The organism is Pedobacter sp. 10L46_2 (assembly GCF_056395165.1).
The window spans coordinates 1-2,284 of sequence record NZ_JBFTIZ010000450.1 but is presented as its reverse complement, the minus strand read 5'-3'; the positions used below and the strand labels follow the sequence as shown (position 1 = coordinate 2,284).

The following is a 2,284-nucleotide window of genomic DNA, read 5'->3' as shown; positions in this document are numbered from 1 at the left end:
CTCAGGAGGTATATGGAAATAATTATTTATATATGTTCAATACCAATACAGACGAATCTTATGGTAGAATAGTGGAACTTACAACGTCCTATCAATATGATGCCGCAGATCCCAAAAATGAATTGTTCTGGAAAGGCCTGTATGTAGGTATTGAACGGGCCAATTTATTGCTTTCGAAAGTAGACAATGTAACCATGGACCAAACCGCGAAAGATGTGATCAAGGGGCAAGCATTGTTTCTGCGCGGCTTTCAATATTTTATGTTGGTGAGCAATTATGGCGATGTTCCATTGATCCTTACTCCAACTAAATCAGTAACAGAAGTTAATGTTGCAAGGACACCGATGAAAGATGTTTATGCGCAGATTACAAAGGATATGATTGATGCGGAGGCTTTATTGCAAACGCAAACGGCTACGGTTCTGGGGGCAGGGGGGAAGGTTACCCGAACCGCAGTTCAGGGGATGCTGGCCAGGGTATACCTTTATATGGCAGGCTTTCCGTTAAAGGATACAGAAAAATATAAAGATGCACTGTTCTGGGCCAATAAGGTTGTTAACCCTACAGGAAGCACACCTGAACACGCCCTTAACCCCGATTATAGAGATGTTTTTATTAAATATGCCAGGGAGCAATATGATGTGAAAGAAAGTATGTGGGAATTGGAGTTCTGGGGCAACAATACCGGAGGCGTTAATTTGGGAAACACTTATACCGGGCGCTTTTGTGGAATTACCTGCAATGATGCCAATAAGGGCTTCAGTTCCGGTTCGGTAAACGCGACCCGAAAATTGTATGCTTCCTATCAAGTCAATCCTTTGAGCAATGATAAACCCAATAAGGCTTCTTTCGACTGGAGGAGGGATTGGAACTGTGCTAATTATACTTGGGGTACAGGTGCAACAGCTAAAAAGACCAACGTGACAGGTACCTGGGTTATGAATGCAGGAAAGTGGCGCCGGGAGTATGAAGTTGTGAACCCCAAGGATAAAAACTATACCTCCCAGAATTTCGCATTTTTGCGTTATTCTGATGTACTGCTTATGCTTGCCGAAGCAGAAAACGAAGTTAACGGGCCTGCAAATGCTTATCAGTATGTGAATTTGGTTCGTAAAAGAGCTTACGGCATATTATATGGAAATGTGATTAAGCACATTGCTGTAACCAATGGCGGCTCAGGCTATACCAGTGCTCCCACAGTAACAATCAACGGCGGCGGCGGCAGTGGGGCTACCGCCGAGGCAACCATCTCAGACGGTTCAGTTACTGGAATTACCATTACTTCGCCAGGGACATTAACAGTAGGAGGCCCTTATTATACTTCCGCGCCAACAGTTACCCTTATTGGTGGTGGAGGAACCGGTGCTAACGCTACAGCGATAATTACTGAACCTGATGACGCTGACCTTTCTGCATTGCAAATTTCAAGTAAATCGGAGCTTTTAGAAGCGATAAAAGAAGAAAGATTAAGAGAATTGTGTTTTGAAGGATTAAGGAGAAACGACCTGATCCGCTGGGGCAAATTTGTTGAGGATATGAAGAGCTTTCTGGCATATGCCAACTCAAATGCAGGAACTGCAACGAACATTACTACTGCCGCTACTAAGGTGTCGGCCAGAAACATTTTTATGCCAATTCCTATTCATGATATTCAACTGAATAACTTACTGATACAAAATCCGGGATATTAGTTTTAAAGCTATGAGATTAGTGTACAGAATAATGACCACAGGGCTAATTATCTTTTTGTTCGCGATAGGAGGAAGTATAGTAAGCGCCCAAAGCCTTAAAAATACCGTTTATGACAATTCAAAACCTATTGTACAGGTCCAGCCCCTGGATATGCGAAGAGTTGATCAAATTGTGGCCATGTTACCAGATAAGCCTTTCGGATTCGGGGATAGCTATAAAAACAGGAAAGCCTGGGACATGTTGTTTAAAAGCGGGAAGTATAACAGCGTAATCAGTAGTGCCGACAGCTCACTGAACCTGTCATTTCCGGCCTGGAGTGACGACGATTATTTGGCATACTGGACTAAAGGGACTTCTGTTCCAGGTAAAAATATGCTACAAAAACGCCTCTTATGGCTAACCTGGTATGTATTTGCAGAATGCCTTACGGATAAGGGGAAATATACAAGAGCCGCAGAAAATGCATTACTCGAACTGTGCCGTCAAAAATCCTGGGTAAATCCCACGCACGATTATAACAAGGTAAATTTTGAAGGTAAAAAATACCTGGTCGAATTATCGGCGGTAAGTTATGCACAGCACATTGCACAGG

Annotated in this window: 2 protein-coding genes; both read left to right on the top strand. The window is 43.0% G+C overall.

Annotation, left to right across the window (positions count from 1 at the left end; genetic code table 11):
* The coding region (locus AC1DDX_RS26595) for a RagB/SusD family nutrient uptake outer membrane protein (protein WP_477622945.1) at window positions 1-1,691 on the top strand (1,691 nt) is incomplete at its 5' end.
* 10 nt (window positions 1,692-1,701) lie between these two features.
* A partial coding sequence (locus AC1DDX_RS26590; RefSeq protein ID WP_477622944.1) for a hypothetical protein occupies window positions 1,702-2,284 on the top strand: 583 nt, incomplete at its 3' end.